The 22547-nt window shown below is 73.2% G+C and carries 18 protein-coding genes; 8 read left to right on the forward strand and 10 right to left on the reverse strand.

The window, feature by feature from the left end; translation table 11 throughout:
* Window positions 1–289 precede the first annotated feature (289 nt).
* Both IE274_RS19065 and IE274_RS19070 read right to left on the reverse strand, forming a co-directional pair.
* On the reverse strand, window positions 290–961 hold the full coding sequence (locus IE274_RS19065; protein ID WP_229909637.1) for a TetR/AcrR family transcriptional regulator: 672 nt from the start codon (window positions 959–961) through the stop codon (window positions 290–292).
* A gap of 123 nt (window positions 962–1084) precedes the next feature.
* Window positions 1085–2686: an MFS transporter gene (locus tag IE274_RS19070; RefSeq protein ID WP_190116979.1), complete on the reverse strand. Its 1602-nt coding sequence runs from the start codon at window positions 2684–2686 to the stop codon at window positions 1085–1087.
* 285 nt (window positions 2687–2971) lie between these two features.
* Here IE274_RS19070 and panB point away from each other — a divergent pair, with 285 nt between their 5' ends.
* The 3 genes from panB to IE274_RS19085 all read left to right on the forward strand — a co-directional run bounded on the left by panB (window position 2972) and on the right by IE274_RS19085 (window position 6023).
* Window positions 2972–3853, forward strand: coding sequence for a 3-methyl-2-oxobutanoate hydroxymethyltransferase (gene panB, locus IE274_RS19075; protein WP_190116980.1), 882 nt, complete (start codon window positions 2972–2974; stop codon window positions 3851–3853).
* A 281-nt stretch (window positions 3854–4134) separates the two neighbouring features.
* Window positions 4135–5169, forward strand: coding sequence for an ATP-binding cassette domain-containing protein (locus tag IE274_RS19080; protein ID WP_190116981.1), 1035 nt, complete (start codon window positions 4135–4137; stop codon window positions 5167–5169).
* Window positions 5166–6023, forward strand: a complete 858-nt coding sequence (locus tag IE274_RS19085) for an ABC transporter permease (protein ID WP_190116982.1) — start codon at window positions 5166–5168, stop codon at window positions 6021–6023. The genes IE274_RS19080 and IE274_RS19085 overlap by 4 nt, the downstream gene beginning before the upstream one ends.
* 52 nt (window positions 6024–6075) lie before the next feature.
* Here IE274_RS19085 and IE274_RS19090 read toward each other — a convergent pair whose 3' ends face one another.
* Window positions 6076–10119 carry an AfsR/SARP family transcriptional regulator gene (locus IE274_RS19090; protein ID WP_190116983.1) on the reverse strand — a complete coding sequence of 1348 codons (4044 nt, stop codon included), beginning with the start codon at window positions 10117–10119 and terminating at the stop codon, window positions 6076–6078.
* Between the two features lie 583 nt (window positions 10120–10702).
* Between IE274_RS19090 and IE274_RS19095 the strand changes: the two genes are divergently transcribed.
* Window positions 10703–11500 carry a site-2 protease family protein gene (locus IE274_RS19095; RefSeq protein ID WP_190116984.1) on the forward strand — a complete coding sequence of 266 codons (798 nt, stop codon included), beginning with the start codon at window positions 10703–10705 and terminating at the stop codon, window positions 11498–11500.
* 18 nt (window positions 11501–11518) lie between these two features.
* On the opposite strand, the gene IE274_RS19100 is transcribed toward IE274_RS19095, so the two are convergent.
* From IE274_RS19100 to IE274_RS19110, 3 genes are all read right to left on the reverse strand, one after another.
* On the reverse strand, window positions 11519–11716 hold the full coding sequence (locus IE274_RS19100) for a hypothetical protein (RefSeq protein WP_190116985.1): 198 nt from the start codon (window positions 11714–11716) through the stop codon (window positions 11519–11521).
* A 106-nt stretch (window positions 11717–11822) separates the two neighbouring features.
* Window positions 11823–12545 carry an NADPH-dependent F420 reductase gene (gene npdG, locus IE274_RS19105; RefSeq protein ID WP_190116986.1) on the reverse strand — a complete coding sequence of 241 codons (723 nt, stop codon included), beginning with the start codon at window positions 12543–12545 and terminating at the stop codon, window positions 11823–11825.
* A gap of 47 nt (window positions 12546–12592) precedes the next feature.
* Window positions 12593–13705, reverse strand: coding sequence for a sialidase family protein (locus tag IE274_RS19110; RefSeq protein ID WP_190116987.1), 1113 nt, complete (start codon window positions 13703–13705; stop codon window positions 12593–12595).
* 79 nt (window positions 13706–13784) lie between these two features.
* On the opposite strand from IE274_RS19110, the gene IE274_RS19115 reads away from it, so the two are divergent.
* On the forward strand, window positions 13785–14387 hold the full coding sequence (locus tag IE274_RS19115; protein ID WP_190116988.1) for a hypothetical protein: 603 nt from the start codon (window positions 13785–13787) through the stop codon (window positions 14385–14387).
* Window positions 14388–14485: 98 nt separating this feature from the next.
* Entirely contained in the window at window positions 14486–15760 is a 1275-nt protein-coding gene (locus tag IE274_RS19120; protein WP_190116989.1) for an MFS transporter, read from the forward strand.
* A gap of 252 nt (window positions 15761–16012) precedes the next feature.
* On the opposite strand, the gene IE274_RS19125 is transcribed toward IE274_RS19120, so the two are convergent.
* Window positions 16013–16240, reverse strand: a complete 228-nt coding sequence (locus tag IE274_RS19125; RefSeq protein WP_190116990.1) for a hypothetical protein — start codon at window positions 16238–16240, stop codon at window positions 16013–16015.
* A 58-nt stretch (window positions 16241–16298) separates the two neighbouring features.
* Here IE274_RS19125 and map point away from each other — a divergent pair, with 58 nt between their 5' ends.
* Together map and IE274_RS19135 are read left to right on the forward strand one after the other, a co-directional pair.
* Window positions 16299–17156, forward strand: a complete 858-nt coding sequence (map, locus tag IE274_RS19130; protein WP_190116991.1) for a type I methionyl aminopeptidase — start codon at window positions 16299–16301, stop codon at window positions 17154–17156.
* Window positions 17157–17343: 187 nt separating this feature from the next.
* Complete coding sequence (locus IE274_RS19135; protein ID WP_190116992.1) at window positions 17344–18021, forward strand: biliverdin-producing heme oxygenase; 678 nt, start codon at window positions 17344–17346, stop codon at window positions 18019–18021.
* 124 nt (window positions 18022–18145) lie between these two features.
* On the opposite strand, the gene IE274_RS19140 is transcribed toward IE274_RS19135, so the two are convergent.
* From IE274_RS19140 to IE274_RS19150, 3 genes are all read right to left on the reverse strand, one after another.
* Entirely contained in the window at window positions 18146–18796 is a 651-nt protein-coding gene (locus tag IE274_RS19140) for a PhzF family phenazine biosynthesis protein (protein ID WP_190117076.1), read from the reverse strand.
* Between the two features lie 311 nt (window positions 18797–19107).
* Complete coding sequence (locus IE274_RS19145; protein WP_190116993.1) at window positions 19108–20685, reverse strand: HtaA domain-containing protein; 1578 nt, start codon at window positions 20683–20685, stop codon at window positions 19108–19110.
* A 202-nt stretch (window positions 20686–20887) separates the two neighbouring features.
* A complete protein-coding gene (locus tag IE274_RS19150; RefSeq protein WP_190116994.1) occupies window positions 20888–22450 on the reverse strand; it encodes an HtaA domain-containing protein in 1563 nt (520 codons plus the stop codon).
* Window positions 22451–22547 lie beyond the last annotated feature (97 nt).

The following is a 22547-nucleotide window of genomic DNA, read 5'->3' on the forward strand; positions in this document are numbered from 1 at the left end:
CTGACTGCCGTGCACACCGTCTCCCCGCCCCTGCACCCTAGGCGATGATCGCGTGTCATCTCCGCCGTCCGGGGACGGCCGTATGGGCACGAGGACGAGCGGGGCGGCCCGCGAGGTTCCGGATGTGCGTGCGTGGCACGGCCTCTGTGACGAAACGCGCACATCGTCCATGGGGCTGGCGTACGCGGCCGGGGGGTGCGGGCGGAGCGGCCGGGGCCGCCGAGGTGGCGAACGACACGCGCCCCGCCGACGGTTCACCCCGGCTGCTCCCGTCGCTCCCGCCGACGGTTCACTCCGCGGGCCGCAGCCCTTCGAGGACCAGGTCGACGATGCGCGTCGGCAGGTCCTCGTCCAGCGGCGCGTCCGGGCGCAGCACGCTGCGTACCAGCATGGGGCCGACGAACAGCTCGTTGGCCAGCACGATGTCGACGTCCTCGCGGAGCTCGCCGGTCTCCACACCGCGGCGCAGCACCTCGAACGAGACGCGGCGCTGCGGGTCGATGACCGTCTTGTGATAGGCGTCCCACAGTTTCGGCAGACTCTTCATCTGCGCGAAGACGTTGTGCAGGATCGCGGACGAGCGCATGTTCAGGCCGCGGCGGCGGATGTGTTCGACGAGGACGATCAGGTCGTCGCGCATGGAGGTGCCGGGGAGCTCGGCGGGGGGTTCCTCCAGGGTGCGCAGTACGTCCACGAACATGGCCTCCTTGCCGCTCCAGCGGCGGTAGATGGTGGCCTTGCCCACTCCGGCGGTGCGGGCGACACGCTCGATGGACAGCTCCGCGAGGGGCACGCCGTCCTCGATGAGCTTGATGACGCCCTCGATGATCGCCCGCTCCACCGCCTCGCTCCGGGGACGGCCCCGGGCACCCGCGCCCTTGGCGGTGCCCTCGGGTGCGCCCTCGGCTGCGGCACTCCCGGCGGTGTCGCCTTCGCCCTCGGCGCTCCGGCCCTGCTGCACGATGTCGACTCCTCTGCGGTTGCGTCCCCCGCATTCTCCCTGGTCCCCGCACGGCCACGAGGTCCCGCCCGCACCAGGGGCGCCGTCACGACGGCGGCACCCCGTGGCCGTGCGACGGGACGGTCAGTGGTCGGCGCCCACCCGGTCCGGGGCCGGGGTGTCCGAGGAGGCGGCAGCTTCCTTCGGCGGCTTGCCGGGGAGGTACAGCGAGACGATGAGCACGCCCACGAGGGCGACCCCCGCGCCGCAGAGCGCGGTGATGTGCATCGCGTGCAGGAACGAGTCGTCGGCGGCGGCGACGAGCGCCTCACCCCGCCCCCCGAGCCGCCCGGCGGCGCCGAGCGTCGCCTCGATGGACTCCCCCGCGGTGTGCCGCGCCCCGGGCGGCAGCACCTTGAGCTCGTCCTCGACACCGCTCCGGTAGGCCGCGGAGAGCACGGACCCGAGCACGGCGATGCCGAGCGCCCCGCCCACCTGCCGGAAGGTGTTGCTGAGGGCCGACGCGGAACCGGCCTTCTCGCGGGGCAGGGCCTGCATGATGACGACGCTGGTGGGCGTCATGATGTGCGCCATGCCGGCGCCCATGAAGAAGAAGATGACCTCCATGACCCAGATGGGCGTGTCGGCGTCGAGGAGGGTGAAGGCGACGAGCGTGAGGGTGATGACCGCGAGCCCGCCCGCGCACACGGCCCGGACCCCGAAGCGGTCGACGACGAGCCGGGCGCGCGGCGCGAAGACGAGCTGGGCGACGGCGAGCGGCAGCATGAGCAGACCGGTCTCCAGCGGCGAGTACCCGCGCACGCTCTGGGTGTAGAAGACGGCGAAGAACGTGACGCCCATGAGGGCGAAGAAGACGAGCGCGATCGCGGTGATGGCCGCGGAGAAGACCCGGTTCTTGAAGTACGAGATGTCGATGGACGGGTGGTCGCTGCGCTTCTCGTACCAGACGAAGCCGATGAGCACGGCCAGGCCCGCGAGGATGGTGGAGAGGGCCTTGGGGTCGGTGAAGTCGGCGAGTTGGCCGCCCTTGATGATGCCGTAGACGAGCAGCACCAGGCCGATGACGGAGAGCACGACGCCGACCAGGTCGATGCGGCCGGGCTTCGGGTCCTTGGAGTCGGGGACGAGCGCGATCATCAGGCCGATGGCGACGATCACGATGGGGACGTTGATGAGGAAGACCGAGCCCCACCAGAAGTGGTCGAGCAGCACCCCGCCGGTGATGGGCCCGATGGCGACGGCGAGGCCGACGCCCGCGGCCCAGATGCCGATGGCCTTGGGCTGCTCCTCGCGCTCGAAGACGTGCATGAGGACGGCGAGGGTCGCGGGCATCACGAAGGCGGCGCCGAGCCCCATCAGGCCGCGGAAGCCGATGAGTTCGGCGGGCGATCCGGACTGGGCGGCGAGCGCGGAGCCGATGCCGAAGACGGCGAGCCCGGCGAGCAGGACCTTCTTGCGGCCGAGGCGGTCGCCGAGCAGGCCCGCGGTGAAGAGGAGTCCGGCGAAGACGAGCGTGTAGGAGTTGATGGCCCATTCGAGCTCGCCCTGGGTGGCGCCGAGGCCGGTGGGCTCGGGCGTCGAGATCGTCTTGATGGCGACGTTCAGGATCGAGTTGTCCAGGACGACGATGAGCAGGCTGAGCATCAGGACGCCGAGGATCGCCCAGCGGCGCCGGTGGACCGCCTCCGGTATACGAGGCGCGTCGGGGACGGCAGATGTTGTCATGAGCCTCACCGTAGACCTATTTCGATACGAGACCGTCTCGTATTGGAAAGGCTTTACGCGCTCTTTCCCCGCCCCTTCCGCGCCCTCCTCGCGTCCGCCATCTGGAATCTTTTCGTCCGCCTCTCGGAACCGGCGCTCCACCACCCCGTGAAACCCCACCGCCCGCCATCGGGGCGGAATCGGCCGAAAACCACCCCCTAGCATCCGGGCGGCACGCGATGCCACCATGGACGTGATCCGGGGACGCCGTCAGGGCGCCTCGAGACGACAGAAGGAGCCGTTGCGATGACGCAGCTTTCGGCTGCCCAGAGCCCCGCCCCCAAGGAGCGGACGTCCGACAGCAGCAAGACGCTGTACGGCGGCAAGGGCACGCGCCGCATCACCGTCCGCGACATCACCGCCGCCAAGGAGCGCGGCGAGAAGTGGCCCATGCTCACCGCGTACGACGCGATGACCGCGTCCGTCTTCGACGAGGCCGGGATCCCGGTCATGCTCGTCGGCGACTCGGCGGGCAACTGCCACCTGGGGTACGACACCACCGTGCCCGTCACCCTCGACGAGATGGCCATCCTGTCCGCGGCCGTCGTGCGCGGCACGAGCCGCGCCCTGATCGTCGCCGACCTGCCCTTCGGTTCGTACCAGGAGGGTCCGGTCCAGGCGCTCAGGTCCGCGACACGCCTGGTCAAGGAGGCCGGGGTGGGCGCGGTGAAGCTGGAGGGCGGTGAGCGCTCGCTGGCCCAGACCGAGCTGCTCGTGAGCTCCGGCATCCCCGTCATGTCCCACCTGGGCCTGACCCCGCAGTCCGTGAACACCATGGGCTACCGCGTCCAGGGCCGCGGCGAGGAGGCCGCCCACCAGCTCCTGCGCGACGCCAAGTCGGCCGAGGCCGCGGGCGCGTTCGCGGTGGTGCTCGAACTCGTACCGGCAGAGCTGGCCGCCGAGGTCACCCGGTCGCTGCACATCCCGACCGTGGGCATCGGCGCGGGCTCCGCGTGCGACGCCCAGGTCCTGGTGTGGACCGACATGCTGGGCCTGACCGGAGGCAAGATGCCGCGCTTCGTGAAGCAGTACGCGGACCTGCGCGGCGTCATGGGCGACGCCGCGAAGGCGTTCGCCGAGGACGTGGTGGGCGGCGCGTTCCCGGCCGCGGAGCACGCGGTCCACTGACGCCCGGGCCGCGGCTCCCGGCACGACGTGCCGTGGGGACCGCGGCCGACAGAACCATCGCGGCACCAACGGCAGCCCGCCGACCGTCCCCCGTCGGCGGGCTGCCCGCCTCCTCCAGGCCTGTCCGGATTACCGCCGTCGACATCGCGCCACCGCGCCCACGGCCGGCTCGCCCCGCTGAGCGGGGATTTCCCCGCATCCGTCCCCGAGGGCGGCCGCCGTCCCGCCCCTGTCGGTCGGCTGTCGGTGGCTTGTCGGTGGCATCTGCTCTCATGTACGGCATGACAGAAATCGACAACAAGCCCCAGCGGGGAGCGGACGGCGCCGCAAGCGCTGTTTCGGTACGGGGGCTGGTCAAGCACTACGGCGAGACCAAGGCGCTGGACGGCGTCGACGTGGACGTCCGCGAGGGAACGGTCCTCGGCGTCCTCGGCCCCAACGGCGCCGGCAAGACCACACTCGTACGCTGCCTCTCCACGCTCATCACCCCCGACTCCGGCAGCGCCTTCGTCGCCGGGTACGACGTGCTGCGCCAGCCGCGCCAACTGCGCCGCGTCATAGGCCTCACCGGCCAGTACGCGTCGGTGGACGAGAAGCTGACCGGCTGGGACAACCTCTACATGATCGGGCGGCTGCTCGACCTGTCCCGCAAGGAGGCCCGCTCCCGCGCCGACGGCCTGCTGGAACGCTTCTCGCTCACCGAGGCCGCCCGCAGGCCCGCGAAGACGTACTCCGGAGGCATGCGGCGCCGCCTCGACCTGGCCGCCTCGATGATCGGCAGCCCGGCCGTGCTGTTCCTGGACGAGCCGACGACCGGCCTCGACCCGCGCACCCGCAACGAGGTCTGGGAAGAGGTCAAGCGCATGGTCGGCGACGGTGTCACCGTCCTGCTGACCACGCAGTACATGGAAGAGGCCGAGCAGCTCGCCAGCGAGCTCGCGGTCATCGACCGCGGCAAGGTCATCGCCAACGGCGGCATCGAGGAGCTGAAGGCGAAGGTCGGCGGCCGCACTCTGCGCATCCGCCCGGCCGACCCGGCGCAACTGCGCCCCACGGCCGCCGCGCTCGACGAGGCGGGTCTCACGGGCCTCGCCACCACCACCGTCGACACCGAGACCGGCACCGTCCTGGTGCCGATCCTCAGCGACGAACAGCTCACTGCGGTCGTGGGCGCGCTCACCGCGCGCGGCATCACGCTCTCCGACATCGCCACCGAACTGCCCAGCCTGGACGAGGTGTTCCTGTCCCTCACCGGTCACAAGACCAGTGAGTCACAGGACGCCACGGCCACCGATCTGGAGGGGGTCGCCGCATGAGCACCACCACCGTCAAGGCGCCCTCCGCGCCGCCCGCGCAGCAACGGCCCGCGGCCAGGACCGAGCCCGACACCCGCATCGGCATGCGCGCCCATGTGCGGCACACCAGCGCGCTGGTCCGCCGCAACCTGCTGTGGATCAAGCAGGACGCGGAGTCGATGCTCGACGCCGTCCTGATGCCGATCATCTTCACCCTGCTGTTCGTGTACGTCTTCGGCGGCTCCGTCGGCCAGTCCCTCGGCGGCGGCCGCGACGAGTACGTCCAGTACGCGATCCCCGGCCTGATGGCCATGACGGGGATGAACATGGCCATGGGCGTGGGCACCGGCTTCAACCAGGACTTCCAGACCGGTGTCATGGACCGCTTCCGGTCCCTGCCGATCAGCCGCGCCTCCGTGATGATCGCCAAGATCGTGGTCGAGCTCCTGCGGATGCTGATCGCCACGGCGATCCTGCTGGCCGTCGCCCTGATCATCGGCTTCTCCGTGGAGAGCGTCCCGGGTCTGCTCGCTTCCGTCGGCCTCGCCCTGGCCTTCGGCGTGGGCCTGATGTGGATCTTCCTCACCATGGGTGTCGTCATGAAGAGCGCCCAGGCGATCCAGGGCATGGGCTTCCTGGTCCTGATGCCGCTGCAGTTCGGCTCGTCCATCTTCGCGCCGACGACGTCCATGCCCGGCTGGCTCCAGGCGTTCACGGACTACAACCCGCTGTCGTCGCTCGCCGACGCCGCCCGCGGCCTGATGAACGGGGGCACTCCGGTCGCCCACGACGTGTGGGTGACGCTCATCTGGTCGGTGGTCATGACGGGTGTGATGGCGCCGATCGCGATCCACAAGTTCCGCACCAAGACGTGACGCGGGCGACGCGCCACGACGTGCCCCGGGGCCGCCGCGCGGCGGCCCCGGATCACAGCCCCGCCGAGGCGACGGCCTGCTCCCAGGAGAGGCCGTCGCCTTCGGCGTACGCGACGGCGTAGTCCGCGTCGCCGAGCACCGCGCGGACCGCCAGTTCGGCGGCGCCGCGGATCTCCCGCTCCAGGGAGACCGGGACGTGACAGGCCGGCAGATGGGCGTCGGACACGGCGAGCAGCCGGGCGGCGGCCGCCGCCCGGCCGGGGTCGTGCGCGGCGAGCGCGCGGGCGGCGGTCGCCAGGTGCAGGCAGAGCAGTTGCGGGGCGACCATCTGCGCCAACGGCTCGGCGGCCTGCTCCACGGCCCGCAGGGCGGACCGGAGCGCGCGCTCGTACTGGCCGTCGACGGCGTCGAGCCAGGCGTGCGAACCGAGCAGGAAACCCTCGAAGAGGCCGTAGCCGAAGACCGCGAACTCGTCGCGCAGGCGCACCAGTTGCTCGCGCGCCTCGGCGACGCGGCCGGTGCGGCCGAGCAGGCCGACGAGGAAGAGCCGGGCGACGGGCAGCGCCCCGTTCAGACGGCTGTTCTTGTCGTCGGTGAACTGCCGGAGGAGTTGCTCGCCGCGCTCCTCCTGCCCCGTCTCGATGAGCACCGCGCCGAGCCGGGCGGTCAGCAGCGCCACCTGGCCCCGGGCGCCGACCTCCCGCGCGTGGTCCATGGCGGCCTGGAAGTCGTCGGCCGCCAGCAGGTACTCACCGCGTCGCTCATGGGCCTCGCCGCGCGACGACAGCGCCTCGGCCGCGCCGAAGGAGTCCCCGAGGCGGGTGCAGATCTCCAGGGCCTCGTCCGCGTCCTGGACGGCGTCGCCCGCCCAGTCGGCGCGGTTGGCGAGGATGTTGGCGCGCTGCTTGAGGGCGGACGCCAGCTCCCAGGTCAGGCCGAACTCGCGGCAGGCGTCGACGGTCCCGTCGATGACCTGGCGCAGCCGGTCCACGTCCCCCGTGATCAGGACGGCGAAGAACCACAGGTTGCCCGGGTTCCGGCAGGTCTGCGGCAGGCCCGGGTGGTAGGTGTCCCGGATGGCCCGCAGCTTCCGCTCGGCCGCCGGCGTCTGCCACCCCGTCGGCTCCATGTCCATGCAGGAGAGCTGGATGAGGTGCACGCCGCGCCGCGCCTCCTGGAGGAGTTCGCCGGTCAGCGGGGGCGGGGTGTCCGTGCAGTGTTCGTACAGCGGGACGGCGGGGGTGAGTGGTCCGGCGAACGGGTCGGGGCCGAGCGCCATCACCTCCCGTGACCAGTTCCGCGCCTCCTGCCGCAGATCGCGGATCAGCCAGAACCACGACAGGGACAGGACGAGGCACAGCGCCTCCTGCTCGTCCCGGGCGGCGACGGCGTGGCGCAGCGCGCTGCGCAGGTTCTCGTACTCCGTCTCGAACGCCGCGATCGCCTCGCGCTGCCCGCGACGCCGCAGCGCCGGGTCGGTGACCCGGGCGAACTCCCGGAAGTACGTCAGGTGCGCCCTGGTCACCCCGTCCCGCTCCCCCGCCTCGTCGAGCCGCTCGGCGGCGTACTCGGAGACGGTCTCCAGGAGCCGGTAGCGCATCACGTCGTCGTGGGCGGCGGGGGCGGCGACGACGAGGGACTTGTCGACGAGGGAGCCGAGGATGCCGGGGATGTCGTGGGGGTGCACGGGGCCCTGACCGGGCCCGGTACGGGGGCCGGAGGCGCTGCCGGTCGCTCCGGCGTGCCCCGTCGCCCCGGCGCCGCCCGTCGCCTCGGCGCCGCCCGTCGCACCCGCGCCGCCCCCGGCGTCGGGTGGTGTGGCGCAGACCGCCTCGGCCGCCGCGAGGTCGCAGCCGCCCGCGAACACCGACAGGCGGCGCAGGACGGCGCGTTCGGCGCCGTCCAGGAGCTCCCAGGACCAGTCCACGACGGCGCGGAGCGTCTGCTGGCGCGGCAGGACGGTGCGGGCGCCGCTGGTGAGGAGCCGGAAGCGGTCGTCGAGGCGGTCCGCGATCTGGCGCGGGGTGAGCATCCGCAGCCGGGCGGCGGCCAGTTCGATGGCGAGCGGCAGGCCGTCCAGGCGGTGGCAGATCTCGGCGGCGGCGCGGACGTCGTCGTCGATGCGGAAGCCGGGCCGGGCGGAGGCGCCGCGGTCGGCGAGGAGGCGCAGCGCGAAGGGTTCCGGCAGCGGTCCGACGGGGCGCACCAACTCACCCGGTACACCGAGGGGTTCACGGCTGGTGGCGAGGACGGTGAGCCCCGGGCACTCGGCGAGGAGCCGCTCCGCGAGGCGGGCCGCGGCGTCGATGACGTGCTCGCAGTTGTCGAGGACGAGCAGCATGCGCAGCGGGCCGCAGTGCTCGGCGAGGCGCACCATCGGGTCGTCGGCGTGCCGCTCCGACGCGGCCCGCAGCTCTTCGGCGCCCGCGCCGCGCAGCACGGTCTCCCGGGCGCCGAGCGCGGTCAGTACGGCCTCCGGCACATCGTCCGGGCCCTCCACCGGCGCGAGTTCGGCCAGCCACACCCCGTCCGGCGACGCGTCCCCCACGGCCTCGGCGGCCTCCTGCGACAGCCGCGTCTTCCCGGCCCCGCCGGGCCCCACCAACGTGACGAGCCGAGCCCGCGCCAGGTCGCCCCGGATGGCGTCGATGTCCCCGCTCCGGCCGACGAAGGAGGTGAGGCGGGCGCGGAGGTTGCCGGGGGCGGGGGGCCGGTGTGCCGGGGGCGCGGTGGCCGGGGCGGTGGCGACGGCGGGATCGCGGTCGGGGGCGGGGGCGATGTCGGGGTCGGCGGAGAGGCTGGGCCCGGCGCCGGAGCCGGTGGAGAGGCTGGGCCCGGCGCCGGGGTTGGGGCCCGCGCAGGTGCCGAGGCTGATGGCTGTGTCGCCGGTGCCCGTGGGGCGGGCGGGGTCGGCGTCGGGGGCCGTACCCGCACCCGGGTTCGGGTACGAGCCGGAGCGCGTGCCGCCGTCGGCGCCTGCCCAAGCGCCAGCGCTGCCCGCACCGCGACCGGAGCCGACACCCGCACCCGCACCGGTGCCCGAGTGCAGACCCGAACCCGCGCCCCCACCACCGCCCGCCGAAGAGCCGTCGCCGCCCACACCCCGACCCGAGTCGCCACCCACACCCCGACCGGCATCAGCACCCGCACCCACGCCAGTGCCCCCGCCGGAGCCAGAGCCGCCGCCCGTGCCCGTAGCGACGCCACGGCCGCCGCCGGTGGGGGCGGTCACCGCTCGCGGCAGGGCAGTTGGCCCCGCAATCCCGTCGACCGGGACACCCCCTCCCCCAGGCCCGGCGGTCGCAGCACCCGCACCACCACGCGCACCCGACACTCCCGCCCCAGACGCAGACCCGGCACCGGACCCGGCAGCTCCCCCGGGCCGCAGCAACTCCTCGTACAAGGAACGCAATTCGGGGCCCGGCTCGGCGCCGAGGCCGTCCGCGAGGGTGCGGCGTACGCCCTGGTACGCGGCCAGTGCCTCTGCCCCGCGGCCGACGTCCCGCAGGGCGCGCAGGCGCAGCGCCTGGAGGGGTTCGTCCAGGGGGTGGCCGTCGCACAGGGCGGTCAGTTCGGGCAGGGCGGACTCGGCCCGGCCGAGGGCCAGGGCCGCCGTGAAGCGGGCGCGCAGGGCGTCGAGGCGGCGCCCCGACCAGCGGGTGGCTTCCGCCGTGTGGTCCGGCAGGTCGGTGAAGGCGTCGCCGTGCCAGAGGTCGAGGGCGTCGTCGAGGAGCGCGGCGGCCTTGGTGGCGTCGCCGTCGGCGAGGGCGCGGGTGCCCTCGCCGACCAGGCGCTCGAAGCGGTGGGCGTCGACGTCGTCGGGGGCGGCGCAGAGGTGGTAGCCGCCGTCGGCGGAGGCGATCGCGTCGGCGCCGAGCGCGCGCCGCAGCCGGCCGACCAGGGCCTGCAGGGCTCCGGTGGCGTCGGCCGGGGGCGCGTCGCCCCACACCCGGTCGATGAGGAAGGACGGAGGGACGGTACGCCCGGGTCGCAGGGCGAGCGCCGCGAGGAGTGCGCGCAGGCGTGCGCCGCCGACGGGCACAGTGGTGCCGTCGGGGCGCAGGGCCCGGGTGACGCCGAGGACGCGATATCGCACCCGCCCATTGTCCCCTGCCCGCGCGGCGCCCCGGCCCCGCACCCGCACCGGTTCCGGCCACCACGCCCACCACCGCACCCCCAAGGACCCACCACCGCACCACCGCACCCCCAAGGACCCACCACCGCACCACCGCACCCCCAGGGGCACACCACCGCCCCAACCCGCCGGGTCCCCAGACCCCACCGCTCCACCCCGCCCCGCCCCGCCCCGCCCCGCCCCGCCCCGCCCCGCCCCGACGAAGCCCTACGGCACGTTCCCGTCCCCCGGGGCAGGCGGCGGTCGGCGGCGGGTCGGGGTGGCACACCCGCCCCGGCCCGCCGACAGGTCCTCGCCGACACCCCGGCCCTCACGCCCCCTTCCCGGGCCACCCCGTTCCACAGCCCGCCCGGGTAGCCTCCACCAGCAACGGCATCCCGTTCCGCGGCCGTGCGGGGCGGGGTAAAGGGCGGGTGGGTGGGGAAGCATCCGCCGCGAGGCGGGACGGCGAGCGCCGACCGGGTCCGCCCCGGGCCCGCCCGAACCCACCAGGGCCCGCCACCGAGCCGCCCGCCGCGGCCTCGCGCACGGACGAAGGAGCACCATGACCACCGCCCCCACCCGGAGCGACCGCCGGATCAGCCCGGTCTTCCTAGGGATCGCCGCGGTCACCGCGGCCTCGGGCTGGGCGGCCTGGACCGGGTTCGCGGACAACCCGGGCTTCGCCGTCTTCCTGTTCGTCACGGCGGCCTGGATCGTCTCGCTGTGCCTGCACGAGTACGCGCACGCCCGCACCGCGCTGCACAGCGGCGACATCTCCATCGGCGCGAAGGGCTATCTGACCCTCAACCCGCTGAAGTACACGCACGCGCTGCTCAGCATCGTGCTGCCCGTGCTGTTCGTCATCATGGGCGGCATCGGCCTGCCCGGCGGCGCCGTGTTCATCGAGCGCGGCCGCATCCAGGGCCGCTGGCGGCACAGCCTGATCTCGGCGGCGGGCCCGCTGACGAACGTTCTGTTCGCCGTCGTCTGCACCGCGCCGTTCTGGCTGGACGCCCTGGACGGCGTCCCGGACACGTTCCGGTACGCGCTCGGGTTCCTGGCCCTGCTCCAGGTGACGGCGGCGATCCTGAACTTCCTGCCGATCCCCGGCCTGGACGGCTACGGCGTGATCGAGCCGTGGCTGTCGCTCAACATCCGCCGCCAGGTGGAGCCGTTCGCGCCGTTCGGGCTGCTCGCGGTGTTCGGCATCCTGTGGATCCCGGAGGTCAACGACGTGTTCTTCGACGCGGTGGACGCGATCCTGCGCGGCCTCGGCGTCACCGACTGGGACACGTACTGGGGCCAGCGCCTCTACCGCTTCTGGCAGGGCACCCCCGACATCCCCGTGCTGAACGGATAGGCGGCAGGGGCGCGGCCGCTACTGGCCCGCGGCGGCGGCCTTGTCGCGCTGCCGCAGCGCCTTCGCCCTGCGGGCGTAGTACCAGGTCATGTTGGACGAGAGTCCGGCGAGCAGCACCCACACGATGCCGAGCAGGCTGCCCTGAGCGAAGGAGACCACGGCGGCGGCGACGGACAGGACGCAGACGACGAGGGCGTACAGAGCTAGGCGGGGCATGGGGTGCGGCTCCTGTTGCGGCAATCCGGGGGACGTACCGCACCAGTGTCCCCCATGCCCCGCGGCCACCGGAACGCGGTGCTGGGACCTGTCCGACGGGTCGGCCCTAGACGTCGGTGACGCGCAGCCCCGCGTGCGCCTTGTACCTGCGGTTGACGGAGATCAGGTTGGCGACGAGGGACTCCACCTGGTGGGCGTTGCGCAGGCGGCCCGCGAAGACGCCCCGCATGCCGGGGATGCGGGCGGCCAGGGCCTGCACGACGTCGGTGTCCGCGCGGCGCTCGCCGAGGACCAGCACGTCCGTGTCGATCTCCTCGATGGCCTCGTCCTGGAGCAGCACCGCCGACAGGTGGTGGAAGGCGGCGGTGACCCGCGACTCGGGGAGCAGCGCGGCGGCCTGCTCGGCGGCGCTGCCCTCCTCGGGCTTCAGGGCGTACGCGCCCTTCTTGTCGAAGCCGAGCGGGTTGACGCAGTCCACGACGAGCTTGCCCGCGAGGTCGTCGCGCAGCGCTTCGAGGGTCTTGGCGTGTCCGTCCCACGGCACCGCGATGATCACGATGTCGCTGCGCCGCGCGCACTCCGCGTTGTCGGCACCCTCGATGCCCTCGACGCCGCGCCCGAGTTCGGCGGCCGCGGCGGCGGCGCGCTCGGCGGCGCGGGAGCCGATGATCACCTTCTGGCCCGCGCGGGCGAGCCGGTAGGCGAGCCCGCGGCCCTGGTCGCCGGTGCCGCCGAGCACGCCCACCACGAGCCCCGACACGTCGGGCAGGTCCCAGGGGTCCTTGGCCGGGGCCTGCTGCGGGCTTTCAGATGAAGACGAGGTAGTCATGGTCCGACCTTACGTCCGGGTCGGGCGCCCGGCCGGACCGGGCGGCCTCAGTCCGGCAGGCCGAGGAGGCCGAGCGGGACGCGCCGGAACGTGATGGTCTCGTACGCGCTGAAGTCCCCCGTCTCGTACAGGAGCCCGACCGCGTCGTCGTCCAGGCGGACGAGGTCGCTGTACGCGGCGGGCAGCCCGTCGACGGTGTGGGCGGCGTACCAGGTGGTGCCGTCGTCGTGGCTCCTGCGGATGGTCATCAGGGCGCGGAAGCCGGGGTCGGCGGGGCCGGAGTACAGCAGCACGTCGGGGTCGAGCAGTTGCAGGACGCTGGCCTCGACGACGGGGCCGGTGAGGCCGGACTGCGGCCGGAAGGGCCTGCTGAGGGTCTGGCCGCCGTCGCGGGAGTGGGCGTCGGCACGGGTGCCGGGGGACGGCGAGTCGTTGCGGGTGTTGAAGTAGACGCGGCCGTCGGGGAGTTCCGCGGCGGTGGTCTCGTTGGCGTTGATGTAGCCGTCGGTGTTGTCGTCGACGTACCCGATGCGCCAGGTCTGGCCCCGGTCGTCGCTGAGCAGGCAGTGTCCGCCGTTGTACTTCCCCTCGGTGCCGTTGTCCGCACCGGCGGGCGGCAGGGAGTGGTTGGCGGGGACGACGACGCGGCCGTCGGCGAGCTGGATGGCGTGGCCGGGCGTGGTGGCGTACCAGCGCCACGCGGGCTTCTTCGTCTGCTTGGTGATCTCGCGGGGCGCGGACCAGGTGAGGCCGTCGTCGTCGCTGTGCCGCACCCAGACGCGGCGGCCGTTGGCGGCGGTCACCTCGCCGCGCCGGATGGCGTTCTCGGTGGCCGCGGCGGCGTTCCTGACGTGCACGAGCAGGATGCGGCCGGTGTCGAGGACGACGGGGGCCGGGTTCCCGGCGAGGTCGGTGCCGTTGGCGCCGACGACCTGCAGCGGCCCCCAGGTGCGGCCGCCGTCCACGGACCGTTTCAGGACCACGTCGATGTTCCCGAAGTCCTCCTGCGAGCCGACGCGGCCCTCGCAGAAGGCGAGGACCGTGCCGTCCTGGGTCACGACCACGGCAGGGATCCGGAAGCTCGCGTACCCCTCGCGTCCCGCGCGGAAGGGAACGGACGTCTCGACGGTCCCGGTTGTCTCAGCATTCTCCACTGGCATCCGTGCCCCTTCCCCAACGTGGGGGAATTCGCGGTGAACTCCCGCTGACGAATCTCCCGTTGAGGCAGTATGCGCCCCCATGGACGCCGTACGGGTCGCGCTGCTGCGCGAAGTGCTCGCCGGGACCGAATGGCCGGGTGCCACGCGCCGCTTCGCCGGGGCGCTGCGTGCCAGCGTGCTGCCGCACGGCGGCGGGCTGCTGCTCGTGGGCACCCGGGAGTACGAGCCGTGGCACCTGGCCGCGCACCTCGTGGACGAGGCCGCCTGGTCCGGCACCCCCGAGCTGACGCCCACGCTCGTCCGGCACCGGCCGCGCCCGGACGCGCCCGCGCAGCTCTCGGTGGGCCTCGGCCGGATCGAGGCGGCGCGGCGCGGCGAGACGCTCCTGGTGGTGGCGCCCACCGCGCCCCCGGCGGGACTCCTCTCCCGGGTGCACGACGCGCGCCGGGCGGGCGCCGCGGTGTTCGCGCTCGGCGAGCGCGACGGCGATCTGGGAGCCCTTGCCCACGAGTCGTTGACCGTGCCCGACGCGGCGGGCCTGGACCTGGACACCGTGCAGCACCTGGTGAGCGCGGCGGCGGGCGAGAACAGCCTGCCCGCGCAGCGGGGGCGGCGGCGGCTGCGGGACCGCTTGTCGCGGCTGGCGGACCAGCTGACGGCGCCGCCGCCGTCGCGGTGGTGAGGGCTGCGGCGCCGGGCGGAGGGTGGGGTGCGCCCGGAGCCGCGGGCGGGAACAAATCGTTTGCGCCGCGCCTCGGCCGCCGCCGAACATGACCCCTTGTGAAACGTTCCGCCGCGATACTGCCCGACCTGTCCCCCTGGCACTCCACCCGCGACTTCCGGCTCCTGTGGGTGCAGGGTCTGGTCACCTACTTCGGCAGCTTCATGGCGATGATCGCCCTGCCGCTCCAGATCAAGCACCTCACCGACTCGCCGCTGGCCGTCGGCGCGATGGGCGCCGTCGAGCTCGTACCGCTGATCGTCTGCGGTCTGTACGGCGGGGCGCTCGCCGACGCGGTGGACCGCCGCAAGGTGATCCTGCTGACCGAGGCGGCGCTCGGTCTGCTCGCGGTCGTGCTGTTCGTGAACGCGTTGCTGCCGGAGCCGATGCTGTGGCCGCTGTACGTCGTCGCGGCCGGTGTCTCGGGCCTCGCCGGACTGCAGCGGCCCGCCCTGGACTCGCTGATGGCCAGGATCGTGCCGCACGACCAGCTCACGGCGGCCGCCGCGCTGAACTCGCTGCGCTGGAACGTCGGCGCGATCGCCGGGCCCGCGCTCGCGGGTGTCGTCGTCGCCTACGCCGGGCACGCCAGCGCGTACGCCGTGACCGTCGTCGGGTTCGCCGTGTCCGTCGTGCTGTGCACCCGCCTCTCGCCCGCGCCCGCGACGCACGGGGCGCAGAAGCCGTCCCTGCGGGGGCTCGCCGAGGGGGCGCGGTACGCGTGGTCGCGGCCCGTGCTGCTCGGTACGTACGCCATCGACGGGGTCGCGATGCTGTTCGCCTTCCCCAACACGATCTTCCCGTTCCTCGCGGACGACCTGGACGCCGAGTGGTCGCTGGGGCTGATGTACGCCGCCGGGGCCGTGGGGTCGCTCGCCCTCAGCCTCACCAGCGGGTGGACGTCGCGGGTGCGGCGGCACGGGGTGCTCGTCGTGTGCGGGGCCGCGGGGTGGGGGCTCGCGATCACGCTGGCCGGGGTCCTCGGCAATGTGTGGCTGGTGCTGTTCTGTCTGGCCCTCGCCGGGGCCGGGGACATGCTCAGCGGGCTCGCCCGGTCCACGATCTGGAACCAGACGATTCCCGACGAGCTGCGGGGGCGGCTCGCGGGGATCGAGGTCCTCTCCTACAGCGTCGGCCCCCAGCTCGGCCAGGTCCGCGCGGGCGCGGCCGCGGGCTGGTCCGGCACCCGCCCGGCGATCTGGTCCGGCGGCCTCATCTGCGTCGGCGCCGTGGGTGCGCTGGCTGCCGCGATGCCGTCGCTGCTGCGGTACGACGCGACGACGGACGCCGACGCCCGCCGCCGCAGGGAGGCCGCGGCGGCAGCAGCCGCCTAGGCCGGTCGGGGCCGTCCTCGCGGTACCTGCGCCCCCGACCGGGCACATGGCGCACGCCTACACGACCGGCACCGTCGGCCGGGGGGGGGGCTGTGCCCACCCTTCCTGGTCCCGGTCCCGCACCCGCCGATGGCGAGCAACCCCCGCAGGAGACGTCCACCCTGCGGTCAACTGGAAAGGGGCGGGCGGGTGGGAGATGTCCGCCGCGAAGCAGCGGGACAGGAACGGTCCCCGCCGGGCCGCAGGCCGGACTCAGTCCTCCTCGCCCCGCGCAGCGGAGTCGTGCCAGCGGGGATCCGTGTCCCACTCAAGATTCCGCTCGGCCGCCGTCTCCATCGCCCGGGTGGCCTCCTCGCGGGAGGCGTAGGGACCGAAGCGGTCCTTCCCCGGGCAGTCCGGCCCCTCCTCGACCTTGTTGTGCTGCAGGCAGTAGTACCACTCGCCCGGCTTGCCGACGGTCCGCTTCTTGAACAGGGCCATGTCCGGCTCCTCTCTCTCCCGCCATGCTGCCCCACGGACGCTCGTTAGACTCGCTGGCATGTCTGGCCAGTCACTGCTCGTTCCAGGGGAGCTCTCTCCCACCCGCCCCGTGCCCGGAAACATCAGGCGCCCGGAGTACGTCGGCAAGCCCGCGCCGACCCCGTACAGCGGACCGGAGGTGCAGACCCCGGAGACCGTCGAGCTGATGCGGACCGCGGGCCGCATCGCCGCGCGCGCGATGGCGGAGGCCGCGAAGGCGATCGCGCCCGGCGTGACCACCGACGAGCTGGACCGCATCGCGCACGCGTACATGTGCGACCACGGCGCCTACCCGTCGACGCTCGGCTACCGCGGCTTCCCGAAGTCGCTGTGCAGTTCCGTCAACGAGGTCATCTGCCACGGCATCCCCGACTCCACCGTCCTGAAGGACGGCGACATCATCAACCTGGACGTCACGGCGTACATCGGCGGCGTGCACGGCGACAACAACGCGACGTACCTCGTGGGCGAGGTGGACGACGAGTCGCGGCTTCTCGTGGAGCGCACCGAGGAGTCCCTGAACCGCGCGATCAAGGCGGTCAAGCCCGGCCGCCAGATCAACATCATCGGCCGTGTCATCGAGTCGTACGCCAAGCGCTTCGGCTACGGCGTGGTGCGCGACTTCACCGGCCACGGCATCAACACGTCGTTCCACTCCGGGCTGATCGTCCCGCACTACGACAGCCCGCACGCGACGACGGTCATCCAGCCCGGCATGACGTTCACGATCGAGCCGATGCTGACGCTCGGCACGCACGAGTACGACATGTGGGACGACGGCTGGACGGTCGTGACCAAGGACCGCAGGCGGACGGCGCAGTTCGAGCACACGCTGGTGGTGACGGAGACCGGCGCGGAGATCCTCACGCTGCCGTAAACGATCAAAAAAGGCCGCCCCAGGTCCTGGGGCGGCCTTTTTTGATCGTTTACGCATCCCCGACGGGGGACGGGGTACCGTTTTTACCGACAGGATGTCGGGAACCAGTTGACTTAGGTAAGCCTAACCTTGGATGATCGGTCCTGGCCACACTGGTTTCCCGCCTTCTTCGGCTCCGGAGGACCCCATGGACTCGGCGATCACTCAGCCCCCCACGTTCTCGACGCTCATCCGCACCGCGTCCCACGAACAGCACACCGAGGCGGAGTCGTCGACGTTCATGAGCGACCTGCTCGGCGGCCGCCTCGACGTGCGCGCGTACGCGAGGTACACGGAGCAGTTGTGGTTCGTGTACCGCGCGCTGGAGGACGGCGCGCAGGCCCTGCGCGAGGACCCGGTGGCGGGGCCGTTCATACGGCCCGAGCTGGCCCGGGTCGCCGAGCTGGAGCGCGACCTCGCGCACCTGCGGGGCGCCGACTGGCGCGCGGGGCTGGCGGCGCTGCCCGCCACGGCGGCGTACGCGGCGCGGGTCGAGGAGTGCGCGCGGACCTGGCCGGGCGGCTATGTGGCCCACCACTACACGCGCTATCTGGGGGACCTGTCCGGCGGGCAGATCATCCGCGGCAAGGCGGAGAAGACCTGGGGCTTCGACCGCAAGGGCGACGGCGTGCGGTTCTACGTCTTCGAGGACATCGCCAACCCCGCCGCGTTCAAGCGGAGCTATCGCGAGCTGCTCGACGGCCTCGACGTGGTCGTCCCCGACGACCTGGAGAAGCAGCGCATCGTCGACGAGTGCAAGCGGGCGTTCGCCCTGAACACGGCAGTCTTCCGGGAGCTCGGCGCCGAGTTCCCGCTGTCGGCCTGACCGCCGCCCCCACGTCGGTGGACGTCTGTCGCGCCGCGCGCTCGTCCTCGACCTCCCCCAAGCCCTGACGGAGCAGGGGACCCCCACGACGGGCTCCACATGCCCGTCCCGCCGCGTTCAGCTGTCAGACGAGTGTCGGCGGCTGAGGGAACGTCACCCGGCCGCCCAGTTCGATGAAGTCGTCGGGGCCCGGGGCCGTGAGCAGTTGGGAGCCGCGGCCCTGGGTGATGTTCAGGGCGCGGCCCAGTTCGCGGGTGAGCAGCAGCGCCGCCGCCCCGGTGGCCTCGTCCTCGGTGATGCCGTCGCCCCGCCCGGGAAACCCCCGCGCCCGTACGCGCCCCGCCGCCTCGTCCTCCCACGCCCAGGCGTAGATCCACTCCCCCGCCGGGGGCACCGCGAGCGCCTCCACCTCGGCCGCCGACGCGTACCGGCGCAGCGTCCGCCCCGGCGCCCAGTCGGCCCGCGCCACGATCCAGCTGAACTCCCCGTCCTGGTGGGCCTCGACGGCCCCGGCGGCGGTGACAAGCTCGGGCACGTCGAGCAGCCAGGCCGCGCCGACGCACGGGTAGCCGGCGAACGGCAGCCGCGTCGAGGGCGTGTAGATGTCGACGGCGCCGCGCTCGGGGTCGTCGACGAACACCGTCTCGCTGAAGCCGAGTTTGGCGGCGAGCGCCTGCCGGTCCGCCCGCTCGGGCACCCGCGTGCCGTCCCGTACGACGCCCAGCTCGTTGCCGTACCGGCCGTCCGGGGCGCAGAAGACCCGCAGGACGTCGATGCCGTGGTGCACGTCGGGCAGGCCCGCCGTGTCCCGCGTGTCCGGCCCGCCCCAGGCGTGCGCCGCGTCCCGTGCTCCCGGCCCGTCCGACGCACCCTGCGTGCCCTGCGCGCGGTACGAGGCGTCCGTGCCATGTTCGTTCTCTGCGTTCACCCGGGCATTGAAGCATCACGCGCCCCACCCTGCACACGGCTGACGGCGGGTACCCGGCGCGCCAAGCGCCGGGTACCCGCCGTCAGTTCGGCCGAGCCCGCCAGGTCGGCCGGGTCAGCCGGTACGGCCCGTACGACCGGTTCGGCCAGTGCGGACGATCACGCGTGGCGGCTCGGGCGGACGACCTGCCGCCGTCGCGCCGCGTACACGACCCCGGCCCCGGCCACGACGACCGCGCCCGCGGCGCCGAGCAGCGCCCCCGACGGCGTGTCGGAGCCCGTCGCGGCGAGCGACCCGCTGCCGCCGACCGAACCGCCGCCGCCCACACTGCCGCCGCCACCGCCGCCCACACTGCCGCCGCCACCGGCGGCCGCACTGTCAGCGCCGTCAGCGCCATCGACGGAGTCACCGGCGCCGCCCGCGGGCGACGGGATCCGGGCCGCGTCGGACAGGGTGAGCGCGACCGTCATCGGGTCGAGCTTCTCGCCCTTCTTGTACGGGGACCCGGCCGCCTCGCTCTCGAACTGCTTGGCGCCCGCCGCCGTGAGCCGCGTCGGCACCTTGCTGAGCACGACGACGTCGTTCTTCGCCTGGTACGAGGCCCGGGAGAGGTCGAGGGTCGCGAACTTCACGTCGTTGCTGGTGCGGCCCTGGGCCTTCACGTCCACGGACAGCGTGCCGGTCTTGCCGCGCGCCCGGACCTTGAAGTCGCTGAACTTCACGTCGATGCCGTGGCCCTTGTACAGGAACCGCACGCTGCCGCCGTAGGACGCGTCGATCTTCTTGGCCCCGGCGTTCCAGCTCGCCTTGGCGTACGGGAAGGCGTACCCGGCCGACGTCTTCTTCGCGCCGCCGGACGTCTGGATGCTGCCGCCCGTGGAGATGTAGCGGCGGAAGGACTCCTTCAGGCCCCAGGACAGTTTGCCGCCGACGGCCTTGTCGCCCGCCGCCCCGCCGGTGCCGGACGACGGCTTCGCGGTCGGCTCCGTCGGCTTGGGGGTGGGCTTCGAGGTCGGCGTCGTGGGCTTGGACGTCGGCTTCTGGGTCGGCTTGGTGGGCGTCGGCTGCGGGGCCGGGCCGCCGGGCTTCACCGTCAGCGTGGCCGGGTCGAGCACCTGGCCCTTCTGGTACATGCCGTTGAACGCCTTCGCGCCCTTCTCGGTGAGCGCCGTCGGGATGTCCTTGAACGTCATCGCGCCGCCCTGGCCCTGCCCGGGCCGGACCTCGCTGAGGTCGAGGGTCGCGAGGTCGATGTCGTTCTGCTTGGCGCCGTTGAGCGTGACGTCGGCCTGGATCGCCCCGGTCTTGCCCTTGGTGTGCACCTTGACGTCCGCGATGCTGATGTCGAACTTGTGCTGCGTCGAGGTGAAGCGGACCTGGCCCTTGAAGGCGACCTTCAGGGCGTGGTCCGCCATCGCGTACGTGCCCTTGCCGCCGGTGTACGTGAACACCCCGTTGCCCGGCGCCTGCTCGGCACCGCCCGTGGCCTTGATCTTGCCGTGCGCCATGCCCGTGACGTACTTCCGGAACGACTCCTTCAAGCCCCAGTCCAGGGTGCCGTCCGTGATCGTGAAGGCCGACGGCGCCTTCTGCTCGGCGGCCGTGCTCGGCGCGCCGGACGCGGCCCCGGAGGGCGCGTCGGCGGCGACGGCGGGCAGGGCGAGCGCGGCGGCGCCCAGCGCGACGGCCGTCGCTACGGCGGCCGCGCGGGCTATGGGGCGACGGGTGACTGCCATGGCTGTGTGCTCCTCGGGAAGGGAGAGGGATAGGGGGATTGGGGGGAATGGGGAGTTGGGGGGGTGCTGGGGACGGGGGTGCGGATGCGCGGGCGTTGCGGGGGGGGAGCCCGGGAGCGGGGAGGGGGCCGGAGGGGGTGGGGCGGGGCGGTTCCGTGGCGGCAGGTGTCCCGGCCTCAACCGCCCTCCGCTCCCCCGGGGTTCAGCCGGATGCGGCGGAGCCGGTCGGGCCGGAGGAACCGTCGCCCCCGTCACCATCGCCGCCCCCGTCACCACCGGCGGACGCCGCCCGTGCCGCCCGGCGCCGCCGTTCGAAACGGACCGCGAACGCCGCCGCGACGAGCAGCGCGGCCACCGCCGCGAGCGTGATGGGGAGCGCCTTCGACGAGCCGCCGGACTCGTCGGAGTCGGCGAACTCCGGCTTCGCGGCCGCCTTCGGCTTCGCGTCGGACGTAGCCTTCTTCGGGTCGGGGGTGGAGCCGAGGTCCGGCAGCGCGGGCAGTTCCGCCTCGTCGTCGACGGCGACGGCGAGCGAGACGGGGTCCATGGCGGTGCCCGGCTTGTACATCGAGCCGAACGCCTTGGAGCCGTCGGCGGTGAGTTTCGCGGGGGCCTCGGTGACGGCGAACAGACCGTCGCGCGGCTTGAGTTCCTTCAGTCCGGCGCCCGCGAAGGTGACCAGCGGGGCCTTCTTCTTCTTGAAGCCCGCGCCACCCGCGCCGCCCGCACTCTCGACGTCGGCGTACAGCGTGCCCTCGCCGTCCTTGACGCCGACGGCGACCTCGCTCAGCCGGATGTCGAGCCCGTGCTTGCCGGTGAAGCGGACCGCACCGGCGAAGTCGGCGCCCAGGGTGTGCTTCTTCTCGTCGTACGAGCCCTTGCCCTGGGGGAAGCGGAACAGCGCGCCGCCGTCCTCGGCACCGGACGACAGCGTCCACTTGCCCTTGGCGATGGACCCGGAGACGTACTCGCGGAAGGTGCGGCGCACGCCCCAGTCGACGGCGGCGTCCTCGATGCGCCCGGCGGCCCGGTCCTTCTTGGCGTCGGCCTTCTCGTCGGACTTCTTGCCGGGCTTCTTCGACGGCTTGTCGCCGGACCCGCCGGGCTTGTCGGCGCCGCCCTTGCCCGCGACCAGGTCCGTCGACAGGCTCACCGAGTCGAGCCGGGTGCCCGCCGTGTAGTACCCGGCGAAGGCCTTGGCGCCCTGCGAGGTGAGCGTGGCGGGCAGGTTGGTGAGGGCGACGGGGCCGGTGCCGCCCTTCATGTCGATGCCCGAGACGTTCAGGTTGGCCAGCGGCACCTGGGCGGTCGAGGTGACCTTGCCGGTGCCCTTCTCCTTGCTGACCATGTCGGCGTAGAGCGTGCCGGAGCCGCCGGAGACCTTGACCGTGGGGCGGCTGATCGTCAGGTCGAGGGCGTACGAGCCGCCCTTCTTGTGCCCGGTGAAGTGCACTCCCCCGGAGAAGCCAGCCGTGAACGCGCCGGTGTCGGGGTCGTAGGAGCCCTTGGCGGAGTGGAAGCGGAACTGGCTGCCGCCGACCGTCGCCGCGCCGCCCTGGAGGTTCCAACTGCCCTTCGCGATGGGCCCGGTGACATAGCTCTGGAAGGAGGACTTGACGCCCCAGTCGAGCCTGCCGCCCTGCACGGTGCTCGGTTTCGCGTGCGCGGCGGTCGTGGGGAGCAGCGCTCCCAGGAGCGCGGCCAGGACGGCCACGGCTCCCACGCGGGCGCCGCGGCGCGGGCGCGGCTGTCTGGGCGACGGCATCGGACCCCTCCAGGTCTAGTCAATAAGGTAAGGCTAACCTAAACTACGATCATCGTGGCGCGGAACCCCACGCCACACCGGCCTCGGACGTCCGGGA

The sequence above is a fragment of the Streptomyces flavofungini genome (genome assembly GCF_014650815.1).
GTDB lineage: Bacteria > Actinomycetota > Actinomycetes > Streptomycetales > Streptomycetaceae > Streptomyces > Streptomyces flavofungini.

What these genes read in the sequence shown, in the direction of transcription:
- map (WP_190116991.1), top strand. Translation starts at nt 16,299, where the DNA reads ATGTCTGGCCAGTCACTGCTCGTTCCAGGGGAGCTCTCTCCCACCCGC.
- IE274_RS19150 (WP_190116994.1), bottom strand. Translation starts at nt 22,450, where the DNA reads ATGCCGTCGCCCAGACAGCCGCGCCCGCGCCGCGGCGCCCGCGTGGGA.
- IE274_RS19110 (WP_190116987.1), bottom strand. Translation starts at nt 13,705, where the DNA reads ATGCCAGTGGAGAATGCTGAGACAACCGGGACCGTCGAGACGTCCGTT.
- IE274_RS19095 (WP_190116984.1), top strand. Translation starts at nt 10,703, where the DNA reads ATGACCACCGCCCCCACCCGGAGCGACCGCCGGATCAGCCCGGTCTTC.
- IE274_RS19070 (WP_190116979.1), bottom strand. Translation starts at nt 2,686, where the DNA reads ATGACAACATCTGCCGTCCCCGACGCGCCTCGTATACCGGAGGCGGTC.
- IE274_RS19100 (WP_190116985.1), bottom strand. Translation starts at nt 11,716, where the DNA reads ATGCCCCGCCTAGCTCTGTACGCCCTCGTCGTCTGCGTCCTGTCCGTC.
- IE274_RS19085 (WP_190116982.1), top strand. Translation starts at nt 5,166, where the DNA reads ATGAGCACCACCACCGTCAAGGCGCCCTCCGCGCCGCCCGCGCAGCAA.
- IE274_RS19080 (WP_190116981.1), top strand. Translation starts at nt 4,135, where the DNA reads ATGACAGAAATCGACAACAAGCCCCAGCGGGGAGCGGACGGCGCCGCA.
- IE274_RS19125 (WP_190116990.1), bottom strand. Translation starts at nt 16,240, where the DNA reads ATGGCCCTGTTCAAGAAGCGGACCGTCGGCAAGCCGGGCGAGTGGTAC.
- IE274_RS19115 (WP_190116988.1), top strand. Translation starts at nt 13,785, where the DNA reads ATGGACGCCGTACGGGTCGCGCTGCTGCGCGAAGTGCTCGCCGGGACC.
- panB (WP_190116980.1), top strand. Translation starts at nt 2,972, where the DNA reads ATGACGCAGCTTTCGGCTGCCCAGAGCCCCGCCCCCAAGGAGCGGACG.
- npdG (WP_190116986.1), bottom strand. Translation starts at nt 12,545, where the DNA reads ATGACTACCTCGTCTTCATCTGAAAGCCCGCAGCAGGCCCCGGCCAAG.
- IE274_RS19145 (WP_190116993.1), bottom strand. Translation starts at nt 20,685, where the DNA reads ATGGCAGTCACCCGTCGCCCCATAGCCCGCGCGGCCGCCGTAGCGACG.
- IE274_RS19135 (WP_190116992.1), top strand. Translation starts at nt 17,344, where the DNA reads ATGGACTCGGCGATCACTCAGCCCCCCACGTTCTCGACGCTCATCCGC.